Consider the following 19,441-nt stretch of genomic DNA (forward strand, 5'->3'; position numbering starts at 1 on the left):
CCGGGTCTGGCTGCATTCGCTTTCGCTGAAGCGTTCTGATGTCCCTATCCTGAAAAATCCATGTATGGCACTGGGTTGCGGGCCTAAACATGGCCTAATTGAGCGGCAATTACCAGACCTGCGTCAAATCCTGTCTCAATCTGCCGCAACCGCTGGCTTGGCACTGCTGCCCATGGTCATGGTGGCACCCACGGAAGCCAGAATGATGCACAAGATAGCCATCCACTGTGACAGTGAAAGGTATTCGTGGAGGAACAACAGGCCTGACAACGCGCCAATCGCAGGTTCGATGCTCATCAATGTGCCAAACGTGCGAGCTGGCATTCGGGTGAGCGCGACCATCTCCAGTGTGTAGGGCAGGGCGGTGGAGAGAATGGCTACGCCGATGGCCACGGGGATCAGCGACGGAGTCAGCAGCGCGGCGCCGGCATGGACGATGCCGATAGGGGCTACGAACAATGCAGCAATCATCACGCCCAATGCAGCAGTCTGCACACCATTGTCGGCGCCGGCCTTTTGCCCGAATAGAATGTACAGCGCCCAGCAGACACCCGCGCCCAATGCATAGCCGGCACCTTCAAGATCAATCCCGGCACTTGTCGCTCCTGTAGGGATCAAGAGCAGCAAGCCGATAGCCGCGAGTGCTATCCACAAAAAGTCGATCGCACGGCGTGAAGCATAGATCGCCACAGCCAACGGCCCAGTGAACTCCAGAGCTACGGCAATACCCAAGGGGACGGTGCGTAACGACATATAGAAGAGGAAGTTCATGCCGCCCAGTGCCATGCCATAGATGATGACGGTGCGCAGGGATTTTGCGGTGAGCTTCGCCCGCCATGGCCGTAGCATGAGCAGCATGATCACGCTGGCGAACATCAGGCGCAGGGTAGTGGTTCCTTGAGCACCAATCACCGGAAACATGCTTTTAGCCAGGGATGCTCCGGACTGGATCGAGGCCATGGCTATTATTAACAGGCCTACCGAGAACAAGGTCGAGGCAAGGCTGCGGGGCTGATCATTCATTACGTGGCATCGTCCGAAAAAGGAAGCGAGAGTATTGATGTCGTGCAGTTGGGCAATATAGTGCGCATTCGTGGCCGGCGCGTCTATATATAGCAGCGATTTTGGATTGATCGATAGAAAAACCAAATCAGTGCTTGACGGCAGATTCTGGATGTCTATAATTCGCCCCACTTCCGGCGCAGTCGAAACGGAAAACTCCTTGTTAAACAAAGAGTTACGCAGTTTTCGGCAGCAAGCGGCTTCAGGTCATCGAAGCGCGAAAGGAGTTGAAAAAGAGGTGTTGACAGCAGCGTGTAACGCTGTAGAATTCGCCTCCCGCTACCGAGTGATCGGAAGCGCAAGTGGTTGAAGTTGTTAAAGATTTCCAAGCGAAACTTTGAAAACTTCTGAAAATAACCGCTTGACAGCAACAGAGGCTGCTGTAGAATGCGCGCCTCGGTTGAGACGAAAGATCTTAACCAACCGCTCTTTAACAACTGAATCAAGCAATTCGTGTGGGTGCTTGTGGAGTCAGACTGATAGTCAACAAGATTATCAGCATCACAAGTTACTCCGCGAGAAATCAAAGATGTAACCAACGATTGCTGAGCCAAGTTTAGGGTTTCTTAAAAACCCAAAGATGTTTGAACTGAAGAGTTTGATCATGGCTCAGATTGAACGCTGGCGGCAGGCCTAACACATGCAAGTCGAGCGGTAGAGAGAAGCTTGCTTCTCTTGAGAGCGGCGGACGGGTGAGTAATGCCTAGGAATCTGCCTGGTAGTGGGGGATAACGCTCGGAAACGGACGCTAATACCGCATACGTCCTACGGGAGAAAGCAGGGGACCTTCGGGCCTTGCGCTATCAGATGAGCCTAGGTCGGATTAGCTAGTTGGTGAGGTAATGGCTCACCAAGGCGACGATCCGTAACTGGTCTGAGAGGATGATCAGTCACACTGGAACTGAGACACGGTCCAGACTCCTACGGGAGGCAGCAGTGGGGAATATTGGACAATGGGCGAAAGCCTGATCCAGCCATGCCGCGTGTGTGAAGAAGGTCTTCGGATTGTAAAGCACTTTAAGTTGGGAGGAAGGGTTGTAACCTAATACGTTGCAATCTTGACGTTACCGACAGAATAAGCACCGGCTAACTCTGTGCCAGCAGCCGCGGTAATACAGAGGGTGCAAGCGTTAATCGGAATTACTGGGCGTAAAGCGCGCGTAGGTGGTTCGTTAAGTTGGATGTGAAATCCCCGGGCTCAACCTGGGAACTGCATTCAAAACTGACGAGCTAGAGTATGGTAGAGGGTGGTGGAATTTCCTGTGTAGCGGTGAAATGCGTAGATATAGGAAGGAACACCAGTGGCGAAGGCGACCACCTGGACTGATACTGACACTGAGGTGCGAAAGCGTGGGGAGCAAACAGGATTAGATACCCTGGTAGTCCACGCCGTAAACGATGTCAACTAGCCGTTGGGAGCCTTGAGCTCTTAGTGGCGCAGCTAACGCATTAAGTTGACCGCCTGGGGAGTACGGCCGCAAGGTTAAAACTCAAATGAATTGACGGGGGCCCGCACAAGCGGTGGAGCATGTGGTTTAATTCGAAGCAACGCGAAGAACCTTACCAGGCCTTGACATCCAATGAACTTTCCAGAGATGGATTGGTGCCTTCGGGAACATTGAGACAGGTGCTGCATGGCTGTCGTCAGCTCGTGTCGTGAGATGTTGGGTTAAGTCCCGTAACGAGCGCAACCCTTGTCCTTAGTTACCAGCACGTTATGGTGGGCACTCTAAGGAGACTGCCGGTGACAAACCGGAGGAAGGTGGGGATGACGTCAAGTCATCATGGCCCTTACGGCCTGGGCTACACACGTGCTACAATGGTCGGTACAGAGGGTTGCCAAGCCGCGAGGTGGAGCTAATCCCAGAAAACCGATCGTAGTCCGGATCGCAGTCTGCAACTCGACTGCGTGAAGTCGGAATCGCTAGTAATCGCGAATCAGAATGTCGCGGTGAATACGTTCCCGGGCCTTGTACACACCGCCCGTCACACCATGGGAGTGGGTTGCACCAGAAGTAGCTAGTCTAACCCTCGGGAGGACGGTTACCACGGTGTGATTCATGACTGGGGTGAAGTCGTAACAAGGTAGCCGTAGGGGAACCTGCGGCTGGATCACCTCCTTAATCGACGACATCAGCTGCTCCATAAGTTCCCACACGAATTGCTTGATTCATTGAAGAAGACGAAAGAAGCAGCCTAAAGGGTTGTAGCTTAGTTGGTTAGAGCGCACCCCATGCTCTGTGGTTAAGAGCAGGGTGAGGTCGGCCTTAGCAGCTCGAAATTGGGTCTGTAGCTCAGTTGGTTAGAGCGCACCCCTGATAAGGGTGAGGTCGGCAGTTCGAATCTGCCCAGACCCACCAATTTTGTGTGGGAAACGCCTGTAGAAATACGGGGCCATAGCTCAGCTGGGAGAGCGCCTGCCTTGCACGCAGGAGGTCAACGGTTCGATCCCGTTTGGCTCCACCACTACTGCTTCTGTTAGTAAGAAAGCTTAGAAATGAGCATTCCATCGTTGAGATGGTGAATGTTGATTTCTAGTCTTTGACTAGTTCGTTCTTTAAAAATTTGGGTATGTGATAGAAAGATAGACTGAACGTTACTTTCACTGGTAACGGATCAGGCTAAGGTAAAATTTGTGAGTTGCTCTTAATTGAGTATTATCGAATTTTCGGCGAATGTCGTCTTCACAGTATAACCAGATTGCTTGGGGTTATATGGTCAAGTGAAGAAGCGCATACGGTGGATGCCTTGGCAGTCAGAGGCGATGAAAGACGTGGTAGCCTGCGAAAAGCTTCGGGGAGTCGGCAAACAGACTTTGATCCGGAGATGTCTGAATGGGGGAACCCAGCCATCATAAGATGGTTATCTTAAGCTGAATACATAGGCTTAAGAGGCGAACCAGGGGAACTGAAACATCTAAGTACCCTGAGGAAAAGAAATCAACCGAGATTCCCTTAGTAGTGGCGAGCGAACGGGGACTAGCCCTTAAGTGGCTTTGAGATTAGCGGAACGCTCTGGAAAGTGCGGCCATAGTGGGTGATAGCCCTGTACGCGAAAATCTCTTAGTCATGAAATCGAGTAGGACGGAGCACGAGAAACTTTGTCTGAATATGGGGGGACCATCCTCCAAGGCTAAATACTACTGACTGACCGATAGTGAACTAGTACCGTGAGGGAAAGGCGAAAAGAACCCCGGAGAGGGGAGTGAAATAGATCCTGAAACCGTATGCGTACAAGCAGTGGGAGCCCACTTTGTTGGGTGACTGCGTACCTTTTGTATAATGGGTCAGCGACTTATTTTCAGTGGCGAGCTTAACCGAATAGGGGAGGCGTAGCGAAAGCGAGTCTTAATAGGGCGTCTAGTCGCTGGGAATAGACCCGAAACCGGGCGATCTATCCATGGGCAGGTTGAAGGTTGGGTAACACTAACTGGAGGACCGAACCGACTACCGTTGAAAAGTTAGCGGATGACCTGTGGATCGGAGTGAAAGGCTAATCAAGCTCGGAGATAGCTGGTTCTCCTCGAAAGCTATTTAGGTAGCGCCTCATGTATCACTGTAGGGGGTAGAGCACTGTTTCGGCTAGGGGGTCATCCCGACTTACCAAACCGATGCAAACTCCGAATACCTACAAGTGCCGAGCATGGGAGACACACGGCGGGTGCTAACGTCCGTCGTGAAAAGGGAAACAACCCAGACCGTCAGCTAAGGTCCCAAAGTTATGGTTAAGTGGGAAACGATGTGGGAAGGCTTAGACAGCTAGGAGGTTGGCTTAGAAGCAGCCACCCTTTAAAGAAAGCGTAATAGCTCACTAGTCGAGTCGGCCTGCGCGGAAGATGTAACGGGGCTCAAACCATACACCGAAGCTACGGGTATCACTTAGGTGATGCGGTAGAGGAGCGTTCTGTAAGCCTGTGAAGGTGAGTTGAGAAGCTTGCTGGAGGTATCAGAAGTGCGAATGCTGACATGAGTAACGACAATGGGTGTGAAAAACACCCACGCCGAAAGACCAAGGTTTCCTGCGCAACGTTAATCGACGCAGGGTTAGTCGGTCCCTAAGGCGAGGCTGAAAAGCGTAGTCGATGGAAAACAGGTTAATATTCCTGTACTTCTGGTTATTGCGATGGAGGGACGGAGAAGGCTAGGCCAGCTTGGCGTTGGTTGTCCAAGTTTAAGGTGGTAGGCTGGAATCTTAGGTAAATCCGGGATTCTAAGGCCGAGAACTGATGACGAGTGTTCTTTTAGAACACGAAGTGGTTGATGCCATGCTTCCAAGAAAAGCTTCTAAGCTTCAGGTAACCAGGAACCGTACCCCAAACCGACACAGGTGGTTGGGTAGAGAATACCAAGGCGCTTGAGAGAACTCGGGTGAAGGAACTAGGCAAAATGGCACCGTAACTTCGGGAGAAGGTGCGCCGGTGAGGGTGAAGCATTTACTGCGTAAGCCCATGCCGGTCGAAGATACCAGGCCGCTGCGACTGTTTATTAAAAACACAGCACTCTGCAAACACGAAAGTGGACGTATAGGGTGTGACGCCTGCCCGGTGCCGGAAGGTTAATTGATGGGGTTAGCTAACGCGAAGCTCTTGATCGAAGCCCCGGTAAACGGCGGCCGTAACTATAACGGTCCTAAGGTAGCGAAATTCCTTGTCGGGTAAGTTCCGACCTGCACGAATGGCGTAACGATGGCGGCGCTGTCTCCACCCGAGACTCAGTGAAATTGAAATCGCTGTGAAGATGCAGTGTATCCGCGGCTAGACGGAAAGACCCCGTGAACCTTTACTATAGCTTTGCACTGGACTTTGAATTTGCTTGTGTAGGATAGGTGGGAGGCTTTGAAGCGTGGACGCCAGTTCGCGTGGAGCCAACCTTGAAATACCACCCTGGCAACTTTGAGGTTCTAACTCAGGTCCGTTATCCGGATCGAGGACAGTGTATGGTGGGTAGTTTGACTGGGGCGGTCTCCTCCTAAAGAGTAACGGAGGAGTACGAAGGTGCGCTCAGACCGGTCGGAAATCGGTCGTAGAGTATAAAGGCAAAAGCGCGCTTGACTGCGAGACAGACACGTCGAGCAGGTACGAAAGTAGGTCTTAGTGATCCGGTGGTTCTGTATGGAAGGGCCATCGCTCAACGGATAAAAGGTACTCCGGGGATAACAGGCTGATACCGCCCAAGAGTTCATATCGACGGCGGTGTTTGGCACCTCGATGTCGGCTCATCACATCCTGGGGCTGAAGCCGGTCCCAAGGGTATGGCTGTTCGCCATTTAAAGTGGTACGCGAGCTGGGTTTAGAACGTCGTGAGACAGTTCGGTCCCTATCTGCCGTGGACGTTTGAGATTTGAGAGGGGCTGCTCCTAGTACGAGAGGACCGGAGTGGACGAACCTCTGGTGTTCCGGTTGTCACGCCAGTGGCATTGCCGGGTAGCTATGTTCGGAATAGATAACCGCTGAAAGCATCTAAGCGGGAAACTAGCCTCAAGATGAGATCTCACTGGGACCTTGAGTCCCCTGAAGGGCCGTCGAAGACTACGACGTTGATAGGTTGGGTGTGTAAGCGCTGTGAGGCGTTGAGCTAACCAATACTAATTGCCCGTGAGGCTTGACCATATAACACCCAAGCAATTTGCGTCGAAAGGCCAGATTGCGGTGTGTGAAGACGATACAAAGTCGAAAATTCGAAACGAAACACACAAATCTATTACATACCCATTCGCTGGAGCGTGAACCGAAAGGTAAACGACCTGGCTACCGAATTTCTTGACGACCATAGAGCATTGGAACCACCTGATCCCATCCCGAACTCAGCAGTGAAACGATGCATCGCCGATGGTAGTGTGGGGTTTCCCCATGTGAGAGTAGGTCATCGTCAAGATTAAATTCCGAAACCCCTATCTGCGTATGCAGGTAGGGGTTTTGTTTTGCCTGCTGGAAAGTGCCATCACCGACCGTCATTTAGGCCCTCAAGGGCAACCGTTAGAGGAAATCGCACTAAAGCAACCGCGCAGTTTTTGGTATGGTGCAGCTCGTTTTTTTAACGGACTGATTTCAAGCCTACGGATCGGCACCCGTCTTTCGTCACAGAGTTGCTGCAGAAATGCCCGAACCGATACCGATCAAGGACCACGAAAAAGAGACGCGCCTCGTCAATAAAAGACTGATGGCTTGCGGCTTGTTCGTCGTCGCTATTACCTGCGCGCTGGTGGTGCGCATGTACGTCTTGCAAGTGGTCGAATTTGACTACCACTCGACCATCTCCGAAAACAACCGCGTCCACGTCTTGCCGATCACGCCCACCCGTGGGTTGATCTACGACCGCAATGGTGTGGTTCTGGCGGATAACCGGCCGAGCTTCAACCTGACCATCACCCGCGAACGCACTTCGGATGTCAAAGAAGAGCTGGATGAGGTGGTCAACCTCCTGCACCTGCCGATAGAAGATCGAACGTTGTTCGACAAGGCCATGAAGCAGGCCCGTCATCCGTTCGTGCCGGTCACGCTGTTCTATGAACTGAGCGAGGAGCAGATCGCTGTATTGGCGGTCAACGAGTACCGCCTGCCAGGGATCGATGTCGAGCCTCAGTTCGTGCGTCACTACCCGATGGGAGCGCACTTCGCGCATTCGATTGGCTATGTCGGTCGTATCAACGAGAAAGAATCCAAAGCCCTGGACAACGTGGAATACCGCGGCACTCAATCCATTGGCAAAACCGGCATCGAAAAATTCTACGAGTCCGAGTTGCATGGTCATGTCGGTTACGAAGAAGTCGAAACCAATGCCCAAGGCCGCGTGCTGCGCGTGCTCAAGCACACCGATCCGGTCCCCGGTAAAAACATCGTCCTGAGCCTGGACGTCAAACTTCAGGAAGCCGCCGAAGAAGCCTTGGGTGATCGTCGTGGGTCGGTCGTTGCACTCGACCCATCGACCGGTGAAGTGCTGGCCATGGTCAGCAAGCCAAGCTTCGACCCGAACCTGTTCGTCACCGGGATCAGCTTCAAGGAATACGCGGCGCTGCATGACTCCATCGACCGCCCGCTGTTCAACCGCGTGCTGCGCGGCCTCTACGCGCCGGGATCGACCATCAAGCCTGAGGTGGCCATCGCCGGCCTCGATGCCGGTGTCGTCACCCCACAGACCCGTGTCTTCGATCCGGGTTACTACCAGCTCCCCGATTTCGACCACAAATACCGTAACTGGAACCACAGCGGCGACGGCTGGGTGGACATGGATGCCGCGATCATGCGCTCCAACGACACCTACTTCTACGACCTCGCCCACAAGCTGGGCATCGACCGCCTGCACGACTACATGGCGATGTTCGGCCTCGGGGAGAAAGTCTCGCTGGACATGTTCGAAGAGTCTGCCGGTTTGATGCCGTCTCAAGCCTGGAAGCGCGCCACACGTCGTCAGGCCTGGTTTCCTGGTGAGACGGTGATCCTCGGCATTGGCCAGGGCTACATGCAGGTCACTCCGCTGCAATTGGCCCAGGCCACCGCGCTGATCGCGAATAAGGGGGTGTGGAATCGACCGCACCTGGCCAAGACCGTGGATGGCGTCGCGCCGGTGGATGAGCACCCGATGCCGAACATCCTGCTCAAGAATCCGCATGACTGGGAACAGGTCAATCACGGCATGCAGATGGTGATGCACGATGCTCGCGGGATTGCCCGGGCGGCTGCGATCGGGGCTCAATACCGGATTGCCGGCAAGAGTGGTACCGCGCAAGTTGTTGCGATCAAGCAGGGCGAGCGCTACAACCGGGCGAAAACCCTGGAGCGTAACCGCGATAACGCCTTGTTCGTTGGCTTCGCTCCGGCTGAGCACCCGAAGATCGTCATCTCGGTGATGATCGAAAACGGCGAGGCCGGTGGTCGCGTCGCCGGTCCGGTGGTGCGGCAGATCATGGACGCCTGGTTACTTGATCAGGACGGTCATCTCAAGCCGCAATACGCCGCCCCGAGCAAAGCGCCAGGTGATCCTCACGTGTAAGTCGTTAATTCGCAATCACAAGCGCCATAAGGCACTTGCCATCGCCCTGACGTTAACGTAAAGATTGCGGCAGGGCGCTGAACTTGAAAAAGCGCAGGGCGGACCGATTCGGAGCGCTTGATGACGCTAATAAAAACAACACCACCGAAACTGCACCGCGAAGCCCGGCTGGCCCGGGAAAGACTCCATCTGGAGGGCGAAGTCCCCGATGGCGTCTTGCGCGCGGAAATCGATGCGTCCTGGCGGCGCAGCCTCAGTCATGGCGTGCACTTCAATGGCAAGCACGAACTGGCGCTGGAATCGAGCGCCAGCCTCGATGTGCTGCTGGCGAGCAACCGACTGCTGATCGACGCGGCATTGCCAGCGATTGATTACCTGGCTGAACGCCAAGGCAAGGAAGGCCTGATCATCCTCGCCAATTCCGACGCCACCATCCTCGCTGTCGAAGGGCGCGCCGACCGCCTCAAGGGCAGCGGCCTGCAAGACATCACGTTGGGCGCCTGCTGGAGCGAAGCCGCTCGCGGCACTAACGCTCTGGGCACTGCACTGGTCGAAGCCCGGCCGACGATGATCGATTGCGGCGAACATTACCTAGATCGCCTGACGGATTTTTCCTGCACCTCGGTGCCGATCCACTGCCCTCAAGGCGACATTCTCGGCGTGCTCGACCTGACCCGAGAAGGCCCGCTCGGCCGCGTCCATGACAGCACCGCGTTGCTGGCGATGGCGGTCAGCCAGATTGAAAGCCGCGTGTTCAACGCCAGTTATCCCGACGAAATCGTCCTGGCCTTCCACAGTCGCCGCCAATACCTCGAATCGCCTTGGCAAGGCTTGTTGGCGGTGAGCCTCGGCGGTCAGATCCTCGCGGTCAGTGCCCAGGCCTGTCAGTTGCTCCACGCCGAGCGCTCGGCGCTGGTCGGTCGACGTTGCGAAGAATTCCTCGGCGTCGATGGCCTGCAACTGTTATCACGTTTGCACCAAGGCGGCGTCGGCAGCCTGCAAACCGCCAAGGGCGAATTCTTCTACAAAACCCTGCGCGCGCCGCAGCGGTCAATCAATGTCAGCACCCCAACGCGCACGACCGCCAAAACCACGAAACCCCAGCCGGACCTGGAGTCCCTGGCCGGTAGCAACGTGCGTTATGCCCGCGCCCTGCGCATGGCCCGGCAAGGCTTGGCCAATGAGTTGCCAGTGTTGCTGCTTGGTGAAACCGGCACCGGTAAAGAAGTCATCGCCCGCGCCCTGCACATGGCCGGAACCCGTCGTGACAAGCCCTTTATCGCGGTGAACTGTGCGGCCATTCCCGAAGGCCTGATCGAATCGGAACTGTTCGGCTACCGCGAAGGCGCCTTCACCGGCTCCCGTCGTGGTGGCATGATCGGTCGTCTGCAACAGGCCCACGGCGGCACCTTGTTCCTCGATGAAATCGGCGACATGCCGCTGGCCTTGCAAGCGCGTTTGCTGCGGGTGCTGCAAGACCGCAAAGTCGCGCCGCTGGGTGCCGGCGAAGAACAGGACATCGACGTCGCGCTGATCTGCGCCACGCACCGCGACCTCAAGCGTCTGGTGGAAGAAAAGCACTTTCGCGAAGACCTGTTCTACCGGGTCAACGGCATCAGCGTGATGCTCCCGGCCCTGCGCGAACGCGACGATTTCAGTGCACTGGTCGGGCGATTGCTGACCAGGCTAGATGCACCAACCGTCGTCCTGCATGACGATTTGAACCGACTGCTTAGCGGCTATCACTGGCCGGGCAACATCCGCCAACTGGAGATGGTGTTGCGCACCGCGCTGGCCATGCGCGAACCGGGGGAGAGCGTCCTCACCCTCGACCACTTGCCCGACAGCATGCTCGACGAATTGACCGCCACCGAACGCCCTCAGTCCGGCAGCATTCGTGAAAATGAACTGGAACTGATTCGTCAGTCCCTGGACACGCACCAGGGTAACGTCTCGGCCGCCGCCGACGCGTTGGGCATCAGTCGCGCGACCCTGTATCGCAAGCTCAAACAGTTGCGTTCGTGATGCAGCGCCTGATCGTCCGGCTGATCGACAGCCAGAACCCCGAAGCCCTGCAAGCGGCATTGCGCTGGCTCTACAGCTTCGTGCGCCCCCATCGCTTGGCCATCGCCGGGCTGCTCGGTTTGTCGGTGTGTGCCTCGCTGCTGGTGTTGGTGCAACCCTGGTTGACCAAGCTACTGATCGACGATGGCCTGCTGGCGCGCAACTTTGCGATGCTGGTGTTGATTGCCGGGTTGATGATCGTCGCCGGGCTGCTCGGCACGGCGCTGTCGGGCATCAACCGCTACTTGCACACGCGGTTGTCCGGGCGGATTTTGTTTGCGCTGCGCGATGATCTTTATCGGCATTTGCAGACGCTCTCTCCGAGCTTTTACGGTCAGCGGCGGATTGGCGACCTGATGTCGCGCCTCGATGGCGACGTCGCGGAGATTCAGCGCTTTGCCGTGGACTCGCTGTTTTCGGCGGTATCGAGTGTGATCGGTCTGGTCTGCGCGGTGGCGATGCTGCTGACCCTGTCCTGGAAACTCTCGTTGTTAGCATTGGTGCTGATCCCCCTCGACGTGCTCTGGCTGCGCTGGATGCGGCGCAAGGTCGAGCGCGATGTGCGGCAATTGCGCGAGCGCTCGGCGGACATGTCCTCGTTCATGGTCGAGACACTGCCGGTGATGAAATTCATCCAGTCCGCCGGCCAGCAACAGCGTGAAGCACGGCGTCTGGAAACGCTGGGCCACGGCTACATGAGCCAATTGCTGCGCCTGCAAGTCACCGAGTTTTTTACCCAGGCCGTACCGGGAACACTGACGTCGTTGTCCCGGGCCTGTGCGTTTTTGATTGGCGGGTACTGGGTGGTGCAGGGGACCTGGCAGTTGGGCGCCTTGATCGCGTTTTCTACTTATCTGGGCATGGCCGTCGGGCCGGTTCAGAGCCTGCTCGGGCTCTACGTCGCCATTCAACGGATGACCGTCAGTCTTGGGCGCGTGATGGAATTGCGCGGCGAAGAGCCGACCGTCCTGACGCCGGTCCAGCCACAACCCATGCCGACTTCGGGTGACCTGCGATTCGACGATGTGCACTTCAGTCATCCCGGTCGCCCGACCACCTTGCGCGGTATCGAAGCGCGCATTCCCTACGGTTTGAAAGTCGCTCTCAGCGGCGGCTCCGGGGTCGGTAAATCAACCCTGATCGACCTGCTGCAACGCCATCATGATCCGCAGTCCGGCCGCGTATTGCTGGGGGAGGTCGACCTGCGGGAGCTGGATCTGTTCCAGTTGCGCCAGCGGATTGCCGTGGTCAGTCAGGACATCGTTTTGTTTCGCGGCAGCCTCGCTGACAACCTCGCTTATGCCGTACCGCACGCCAGTCGCGAGGCGATTGCCGAAGTCGCGCGACTGGCGCAACTCGACAGCCTGATCGAGTCGTTGCCCGAAGGCCTCGACAGTCCGTTGGGCGAGCGCGGCCAGCAGCTGTCGGGCGGGCAGAAACAACGCATCGCCATTGCCCGGGCACTCTTGCAGGACCCGCTGATTCTGGTGCTCGACGAAGCCACCTCGGCAGTGGATGAAGCCACTGAGCGCGAAGTGATCGAGGCCATCGACCGACTGTTTGCCGGACGTACACGCATCCTGATCAGCCATCGCCCCTCCACCTTGGCCGATGCCGATCTGCGTTTTGAATTGCTCGACGGCGTGCTCACCTCAAAAACGGTGCTGCATGAAGCCTGAACTGCGCATCGGTGTGGTCGACAGTGGGCATTCGGCGGCGCAACGGGTGCAAGTCGTCGCGGGTCGGCGCTTCTCGTTGCTGGACGATGGACTGGCCGAAAGCGACTTGCGCGACGATCCGCTGGGCCATGGCAGCGCAGTGATTGAAGCCATCGGCAGGCGGGCACCTTCAGCGGTGTTTTGCGTGGGGCAGGTGTTTGATCAGCGCGGCGTCACTAGCGCCTTGCAGATCGCCAGCGCTATTGACTGGCTGGTGGCGCAGGACGTTCGGCTGATCAATTTGAGCCTCGGCTTGCGACAGGATCGCAGCCTGTTGCGCGAAGCCTGCGCAGCGGCGGTGGCACGCGGGGTTCTACTCTGCGCCTCTAGTCCCGCGCAAGGCGAGGGCGTGTTCCCGGCCAATTATCCGCAGGTGCTGCGCGTTACCGGCGACGCCCGTTGCACCGAACAGCAATGGTCGTGGCTCAACAGCGCGCAAGCGGATTTCGCCGCGTGTGTGCATGGGACCTATCCAGGACAATCCGGCGCCAGTCTGGGGTGTGCGGCGTTGAGCGGGCACATCGGCGCTTTTCTGGTCGAACATCCTGAGGCGAGCAACCAGCAAGTGGTCGAATGGCTGCGCGAGCATGCGCGTTATCGCGGCCCTGAACGGCGCTTCGGCCCATGATCGTGATACTCGGCGCCGGGCCAGCAGGGGCGGCGGTGGCCCTGGGGTTACGGCGGCTCGGTTATCCCGTGACGCTGGTCAGCGAGTGGCGCCGGTTTGCCGCGCTGGAAGGTGTTTCGGTGCGAGTGCTGGACGCACTGCGCGGCGCGGGCCTGCATCAGGCGCTGGCGGAAGCGGCGTTGCCTTCCCAGCGGCAGGTGTCGTGGAACGGTCAGCAGCATGCGCAGAACATTGAATTCCTGTTGGACCGTCCCGTCTTTGACCGAGGCTTGCGCGAAGACCTGCGCCTGGCAGGAGTCGAGGTGATCGAAGGTCGGATGCTGACGGTTCAGACCAACGCTACGGCGCATCGAATCGAGATCGAAGGGCGTGAAGCGCTGGTCGCGGACTTTCTGGTGGACGCCCGAGGGCGTCAGGCACCTGCGCTTGGTAAAGGCCTGAGAGGGCCGGAGACGGTCAGCCTGCTCAATCGCTGGCAGGCCACGCCGGGCAGCACCGCCAGCGCAGTGGAAAGCCTGGAGGATGGCTGGGCGTGGATGGCGCGGCGGGCTGATGGTCAGTGCTATTGGCAGTGGACGGTGGACGTGGCCAGCGCCAACCTGCCGGGCAAGGCGCAGTTGCTCGACTATTGTCGGCAGCGGCGCCAGGGCTCGGCGCTGGCTCAGGCTTTTTTCGGTGCCTCGCCGGAAATCGACCTGCAGTTGCATGCCCGCAGCAGCACAGCGATCCTCAGTCCGCAGGTGTGCGGTCCGAACTGGATTCGGGTTGGGGATGCAGCGATGGCGGTTGACCCGCTGTCGGGCAACGGGATTTTTCAATCGCTGTCCTCAGCGCTGCAGGCGCCAACGGTGATCAACACGCTGTTGCGAAAACCCGAGCGAACGGCCTTGGCACAGCGTTTTCATCGGCAGCGGGTGGAACAGCTGTTTTTGCGCTTTGCGCGGATCGGTCGTGACTTTTACGCCGATGAACAGCGATGGCGGGACCAACCATTCTGGCAGGCGCGGCGGCAGTGGCCGGATGCTCAGGTGGCCCATGCCGAGGCAGATTTTGCCGCGTTGAGGATTGAGCGGGCGCCGGTGTTGAATGAGGGGTTTGTCGATGAAGCCGAGGTGGTGATCACGGCGGATCAGCCGTTGGGGATCTGGCATGTGCAAGGGGTTGAAGTGGCGCCGTTGGTGCGGCGGTTGCGTACTGAGCCGGCGGAACAGGTGTTGGCGGGGTTGACGGTGGAGCAGGGGCGGGTGGTTCGGGGGTGGTTGTTGGCTCAAGGCTTCAACCCCCGGGATTTGTAGGGGCCTCTCGGACGCCATCGCGGTCAAGCCCGGCTCTTACAGAGGATTTGTGATCAACACAGAACCAATGTAGGAGCCGGGCTTGCCCGCGATGGCGGCCTAAAAAACGCCGCAAATCAGAGCTTGATCAACACCGACTTCAACTCGGTGTAATGCTCAATCGCCGCATACCCCATCTCCCGCCCGACCCCCGACATCTTGTACCCACCAAACGGCAACGCCGGGTCCAGGGCGCTGTGGCAGTTGACCCACACCGACCCCGATTTGATCCGCGGAATCATCCGGTGCACCGCCGCCAGATCATTCGACCAGATACTCGCCCCGAGCCCATAAGGACTGTCATTGGCCATGCGCAACGCATCGGCTTCGTCGTCGAACGGAATCGCCACCAGCACCGGACCAAATATCTCTTCCTGCACCAGCGAATGCTTCTGATCGACGTCGACAATCACCGTCGGCTTGACGAAAAACCCCGGGCCGAATTGCTCGCCACCGCAGGCGATGGTCGCGCCACTTTCCCGGCCCTTTTCGATGTACCCATAAACCCGTTCCTGCTGGCGCGCCGAAATCAACGGACCCATCTCGACGCTTGGGTCCAGGCCGTTGCCGAGCTTCATGGCATTAGCAATACCGGCGATGTCCGCCACCACATTGTCGAAATGCTTGCGTTGCACGTACAGGCGCGAACCTGCGCAGCAGACCTGGCCCTGGTTGAAGAAGATCGCGCTGGCGGCACCCGCGGCGGCGCTCGGCAGGTCGGCGTCGCCCATGACGATGGTCGGTGATTTTCCGCCCAGCTCCAGGGTCACGCGGGTCATGGAGTCCATGGCGATCTTGCCTATCTGCTTGCCCACGGCAGTCGAGCCGGTGAAGGTCAGCTTGTCCACCAGCGGGTTGTGCGTCAGCGCGGAACCGGCGGTGATGCCGGTGCCGGTAACCACGTTGAACACGCCTTCGGGGTAACCGGCTTCGAGGACCAGCTCAGCGAGTTTCAGCGCGGTCAGCGGGGTTTCATCGGCGGGTTTGAGCACCACCGTGCAACCGGTGGCGAGGGCCGGGCCGAGCTTCCAGCAGGCCAGTAGCAGCGGGAAGTTCCAGGCGACGATGGCGCCGACCACGCCCACCGCTTCGCGACGGATAAAACTGTGGAATTGATCGTTGGGCATCAGCGGCAACGACACCTCAACGCTGGAACCTTCAATCTTGGTCGCCCAACCGGCCATGTAGCGCAGGAAATCGATGGCCAGTTGCACGTCCATCACCTGGGCCACCGCCGCGCTTTTACCGTTGTTCAGGCATTCCAGTTGCGCCAGCAGCTCGCCATCGCGCTGCATCAGGTCGGCGAGTTTCCACAACAGATTCTGCCGTTCGCGTGGGCGGGTGCGGGTCCAGGCCGAATCATCGAAAGCCTGACGCGCGGCCAACACCGCGCGGTCGACATCCTCCGGCGTGGCACGTGGCACCACGCACAACACTTCACCGGTGGCCGGGTTGTGCAGGGGCATGGTCTGGCCATCGGCGGCCTCGACCCATTCCCCGCCGATCAACATGCGCGGGGCACGCTGGATAAATGCGGAGGTGGCGGGAAGCACATTAGGGAGCGTCATGGCGAAGCCTCTTATTGTTCGTGAGAACAGGGCTTTCGCAATGGCTGTGCCAAGTCGCCGGGTGGTCAGGCCAACGTTGATCAGCCGGACGCCAATGGAGGGTGGTGAAGGTTATGCCATGTAGCAGCTGGCGAAGCCTGCGTTCGGCTGCGCAGCAGTCGTGAAATCAGACGATACGGTGCTTCAGGCAGACCGCAAACTCATGAATTACGACTGCTGCGCAGCCGAACGCAGGCTTCGCCAGCGGCTACAAAAATTGCGTTGCCGTCGGCATTTCTTCTCCCGTCGGCATAGCGGGCGGTAGCGATTTTTTCGCAAATTGCGACACCCGCTGAGACGACGAGCAACCGGGTTGCGACCTTGAGTGCCCCCGTGTTGGGGTCTAGAATTTTCAGGCTCGGTGGGTGAAATGACGGAACATTTCCCCGGCCATACATCTCGCACAAGGGGGGTTGTGATGAACCTTTCAACCCTGGAGATTCAAAGCATCATTGAACGGAGTTTTCTACCTTCGGTATGCACCTGCAGCATGGCACCGGATCAGTCGTTGACGATCCGGGTCTGCAATTGCATGACCGGCAAAGTGGACCTGGTGGTGAGTCACGTTCCCGTCTGGGAGCTGGACACCGCCCACGCGATTGCGACGCTGGTGGGGCAGATGCAGCAACAGATCAACGCACACAAAGACGTCCACCCAACGTTCTTGAGCTGAACCGGCGTCAGCCGCACCACCGCGTGTGGTGCGGCCTGCGTTGAGGTGTTCATGAGGGGATTATGCTAGAAATCTCCTCGAACGTGCTGCTATCCACGGCCGCTAGTAGCGTCCGGTCATCCTTGAGAGTGGCCAGGAAGGTCACTTCGGTTTCCTTGCCGGCCAGCATGAACCCGGCAATCGCGCCGATGGGGCCCAGCAGCATGGCGCCGGCTACGCCGAACCCGATGGCATCCTTGATGTTGTTGATCGACTCCTCGTTGGCGACTTCCACACGCTTGAACGCTGAAATCGGGAGGGTGAGGCCGGGCCATGGATGAAGCGACGTCCTGAGGGTGAAAACGCCGTCCCTGTACTCTCCATCACCCTGCAGAAAGTCCCCCGCCAAGACAGTGATGCTTGCCATTTTTTATCCCCTTGCTGGCAATCGGTGAACAACTATTTCGCGCCGGCCTACCCGTGCCGTCAATCGTTGGGCGATGAGCTGTTCCCGCTGGGCATCTATGCTTGTCTCAGACTGCAACACCTGTCGCGATATTAGACGCAGGCGCTCTCCTTCAACGGCTGTTCCAGGCCCTTGATTGCACGCAACTGATTGATAAAAAACAACATCGGCAAGCTGGCACGCTCCGTGTATTGCTCATCGCAGACGTTTCTCTTGCCTCCGTCAGCGGTTCGCCGCCGGCGGCAGAAACCATAAAAACGATAAGCCACAACAATAAGAACGCACCGTGCGAGGTTCGACGTTGATGAAGAGAAAACTCCGATCAGGCCTGAGCGCCAGCCTGCTGGCCGTGGCCGCTTGCGTGGCGCTGCATTCGCCCGACAGCCTGGCAGCCCGCGACGCCCAGACCATCCTCAAGGAAACGTGTCAGGGCTGTCACACCCCTGAAGCCAATAACACCCTCAGCCGCATCAGCCACCAGCGCAAGACCCCGGAAGGCTGGTTGATGAGCATCGCCCGGATGCAAACCATGCACGGTTTGCAGATCAGCGATGACGACCGCCGCACCCTCGTCAAGTACCTGGCCGACACCCAGGGCCTGGCACCGAGCGAGACCGATGGCGTGCGTTATGCGCTGGAGCGCCGACTCAACACCGTCGAAAAATTCGACGACCAGACCAGCCAGATGTGTGGCCGCTGCCACTCCGGTGCGCGGGTCGCCCTGCAACGCCGTCCGGCCCAGGAATGGGAACGCCTGGTGAACTTCCACCTCGGCCAATGGCCGTCCCTCGAATACCAGGCCCTGGCCCGCGACCGCGACTGGTTCGACATTGCCCGCAAAGACATGGTGCCGTTGTTGGCCAAGCGTTATCCGCTGGACAACCCGGCCTGGAAAAAATGGCAGAGCGCCGCGCCGAAAAGCGATGCCCTGGTGGGCGACTGGAGTTTCAGCGGCCACTTGCCAGGCAAGGGTGAATTGGCCGGCGTGATGAGCGTCACGGCCGATGGCAGCGATACCTTCAAGGTTGGCGTCAAAGGCCAATACGCTGACGGCAGCCCGTTCAATGGCGACGGCAGCGCGATTCTCTACACCGGCTACGAATGGCGCGGCAACGTGACCATCGACGGCGTGACCATGCGTCAGGTATTCGCCGCCCAAGGCAATGCGATGCAGGGCCGGATGTTCGAGGCCGAGCACGACGAGCGCGGTCTGGACTTCGTCGCCGCCAAGCAGGGTTCCAGCCGTTTGCTGGCGGTACAGCCGGGTTATCTGAAGGCTGGCAGTGAAACGGAAGTGACGCTGGTCGGCAGCGGTCTCACCGGCAAACCGAATTTCGGCAAAGGCGTGGAAGTGGTCGAAATCGTCGAGCAGAGCCCTGAGCGGATCAAGGTCAAGCTCAAGGCCGCCGCCAATGCCCAGCCAGGCGTGCGTGCAGTCACCGTCGGCACACTGAAAGGCCCGAGCCTGTCGGTCTACAGCTCCATCGCCGAAGTCAAAGTGGTGCCGGAATTCTCGGTGGCGCGGATCGGCGAGGGCGGTGGTTCGACGCCGAAAGTCCAGGGCCGCTTCGACGCCGAAGCCTGGGGCAAAGGCGCTGACGGCAAGCTGTATCGCATCGGCGTGTTCCCGGCGCAGTGGAAGGTCGAGGCCTTCGATGACCGCGCCAAGGAAGACGAAGACGTCAAGTTCGCTGGCACCATGCAGGCGGACAGCGGCGTGTTCACACCGGGCGATGCCGGGCCGAACCCGCAACGCAAGATGTCCACCAACAATGCCGGCAACCTCAAGGTGATCGCCGCCGTCGACGATGCAGGGAAATCCCTGACCGGCGAAGGCCACATGATCGTCACCGTGCAACGCTGGAACAATCCACCCATTCCATGAGTTGGCTGATTCCTACGGCTTCAGACACTTTTTCGGA

The 19,441-nt window shown here is 58.2% G+C and carries 10 protein-coding genes, 2 tRNA genes and 3 rRNA genes; 12 read left to right on the plus strand and 3 right to left on the minus strand.

What is annotated here, in order from left to right:
* Positions 1 to 135 precede the first annotated feature (135 nt).
* On the minus strand, positions 136 to 1,023 hold the full coding sequence (gene rhtA, locus AB4N43_RS25985; RefSeq protein ID WP_027925803.1) for a threonine/homoserine exporter RhtA: 888 nt from the start codon (positions 1,021 to 1,023) through the stop codon (positions 136 to 138).
* Positions 1,024 to 1,648: 625 nt separating this feature from the next.
* Between rhtA and AB4N43_RS25990 the strand changes: the two genes are divergently transcribed.
* The 10 genes from AB4N43_RS25990 (at position 1,649) to qhpG (ending at position 14,755) form a co-directional block, all read left to right on the plus strand.
* Positions 1,649 to 3,185 (plus strand): 16S ribosomal RNA (locus AB4N43_RS25990).
* 160 nt (positions 3,186 to 3,345) lie between these two features.
* Positions 3,346 to 3,422: transfer RNA gene (locus AB4N43_RS25995), tRNA-Ile, on the plus strand.
* A gap of 30 nt (positions 3,423 to 3,452) precedes the next feature.
* A tRNA-Ala gene (locus AB4N43_RS26000) sits at positions 3,453 to 3,528 on the plus strand.
* A 250-nt stretch (positions 3,529 to 3,778) separates the two neighbouring features.
* Positions 3,779 to 6,670: ribosomal RNA gene (locus AB4N43_RS26005) — 23S ribosomal RNA — on the plus strand.
* Between the two features lie 149 nt (positions 6,671 to 6,819).
* Positions 6,820 to 6,935 (plus strand): 5S ribosomal RNA (gene rrf, locus AB4N43_RS26010).
* Together the 16S, 23S and 5S rRNA genes with 2 tRNA genes alongside form the textbook arrangement of a ribosomal RNA operon.
* Before the next feature lie 222 nt (positions 6,936 to 7,157).
* On the plus strand, positions 7,158 to 9,050 hold the full coding sequence (gene mrdA, locus AB4N43_RS26015; protein WP_027925520.1) for a penicillin-binding protein 2: 1,893 nt from the start codon (positions 7,158 to 7,160) through the stop codon (positions 9,048 to 9,050).
* A gap of 120 nt (positions 9,051 to 9,170) precedes the next feature.
* On the plus strand, positions 9,171 to 11,075 hold the full coding sequence (locus AB4N43_RS26020; RefSeq protein ID WP_460152181.1) for a sigma-54-dependent Fis family transcriptional regulator: 1,905 nt from the start codon (positions 9,171 to 9,173) through the stop codon (positions 11,073 to 11,075).
* A complete protein-coding gene (locus tag AB4N43_RS26025; RefSeq protein ID WP_460152182.1) occupies positions 11,075 to 12,793 on the plus strand; it encodes an ABC transporter ATP-binding protein in 1,719 nt (572 codons plus the stop codon). Before AB4N43_RS26020 ends, AB4N43_RS26025 begins: the two co-directional genes overlap by 1 nt.
* Positions 12,783 to 13,460 (plus strand): subtilisin-like serine protease QhpE, encoded by a 678-nt coding sequence (gene qhpE / locus AB4N43_RS26030; RefSeq protein WP_194941080.1) that lies wholly within the window; start codon positions 12,783 to 12,785, stop codon positions 13,458 to 13,460. The genes AB4N43_RS26025 and qhpE overlap by 11 nt, the downstream gene beginning before the upstream one ends.
* Positions 13,457 to 14,755 carry a flavin-dependent monooxygenase QhpG gene (qhpG, locus tag AB4N43_RS26035; protein WP_460152184.1) on the plus strand — a complete coding sequence of 433 codons (1,299 nt, stop codon included), beginning with the start codon at positions 13,457 to 13,459 and terminating at the stop codon, positions 14,753 to 14,755. Before qhpE ends, qhpG begins: the two co-directional genes overlap by 4 nt.
* A 116-nt stretch (positions 14,756 to 14,871) precedes the next feature.
* Here the strand turns inward: qhpG and AB4N43_RS26040 are convergent, their stop codons facing one another.
* On the minus strand, positions 14,872 to 16,362 hold the full coding sequence (locus AB4N43_RS26040) for an aldehyde dehydrogenase family protein (protein ID WP_460152186.1): 1,491 nt from the start codon (positions 16,360 to 16,362) through the stop codon (positions 14,872 to 14,874).
* A gap of 457 nt (positions 16,363 to 16,819) precedes the next feature.
* Between AB4N43_RS26040 and AB4N43_RS26045 the strand changes: the two genes are divergently transcribed.
* Complete coding sequence (locus AB4N43_RS26045) at positions 16,820 to 17,074, plus strand: DUF1652 domain-containing protein (RefSeq protein ID WP_027925514.1); 255 nt, start codon at positions 16,820 to 16,822, stop codon at positions 17,072 to 17,074.
* Positions 17,075 to 17,123: 49 nt separating this feature from the next.
* Here the strand turns inward: AB4N43_RS26045 and AB4N43_RS26050 are convergent, their stop codons facing one another.
* Positions 17,124 to 17,480 (minus strand): hypothetical protein, encoded by a 357-nt coding sequence (locus tag AB4N43_RS26050; protein WP_027925513.1) that lies wholly within the window; start codon positions 17,478 to 17,480, stop codon positions 17,124 to 17,126.
* Between the two features lie 343 nt (positions 17,481 to 17,823).
* On the opposite strand from AB4N43_RS26050, the gene peaA reads away from it, so the two are divergent.
* Entirely contained in the window at positions 17,824 to 19,404 is a 1,581-nt protein-coding gene (peaA, locus tag AB4N43_RS26055; RefSeq protein ID WP_460152189.1) for a quinohemoprotein amine dehydrogenase subunit alpha, read from the plus strand.
* Positions 19,405 to 19,441: the final 37 nt, after the last annotated feature.

This window comes from Pseudomonas sp. S2_B07 (assembly GCF_054668435.1).